Source organism: Vibrio sp. 2134-1, from assembly GCF_033339495.1.
In genome coordinates this window covers 1-585 of the sequence record NZ_JAWOUS010000706.1, presented here as the reverse complement: position 1 = coordinate 585, position 585 = coordinate 1, and the positions used below count along the sequence as shown (strand labels likewise).

Here is a 585-nt window from a genome sequence, read left to right as displayed (position 1 = left end):
GCCGAGAGTTTTGAACTGGCTAGAGCTGGATGATGTTTTGATGTTTTGAGTTTGCTTACCCAGGGCGCCAGCACCTTGTTTGAGTAAATCAGAGTTGAGCGCTTGGTTTAGAAGACTTTTTAAATCCATAACTGACCTCCTGTAAATGTTGAGATCAGTGTACAAACAACAAGCTGAACCAAAGATTAACGAAATGAATAGTAAAGAAATTAGGGTCAGTGTCATTTCTGAGGACAATAGAAAAGGGTTGACCGAAGCCAACCCTTTTATTTAATCGAAACCTTTTAGGCGTTTATTTAAGTTGAGATTTAACGTGCTCAACAATATCCGCCATCGCTACTGGAGTTTTCTCGCCAGTACGACGGTTTTTGTATTCGAAGTTACCTTCATCCATGCTGCGATCGCCAATCACGATAGTGTGAGGGATACCGATCAACTCGATGTCAGAGAACATCACACCTGGGCGTTCTTTACGGTCATCAAATAGAACTTCGATGCCCATAGCAGTTAGTTCAGCGTATAGCTTCTCTGCTGCTTCTTTTACGCGCTCAGATTTGTGCATATTCATTGGCACGATTGCTACTT

At 42.2% G+C, this 585-nt stretch carries 1 protein-coding gene and 1 pseudogene; both read right to left on the bottom strand.

Annotation, left to right across the window (positions count from 1 at the left end):
* Positions 1-129 (bottom strand): annotated as a pseudogene (locus R7R78_RS28085) (DUF533 domain-containing protein); the annotation flags it as partial.
* A gap of 163 nt (positions 130-292) precedes the next feature.
* Positions 293-585 (bottom strand): His/Gly/Thr/Pro-type tRNA ligase C-terminal domain-containing protein (locus R7R78_RS28080; RefSeq protein ID WP_263856349.1); only part of this gene is annotated, 293 nt, incomplete at its 5' end.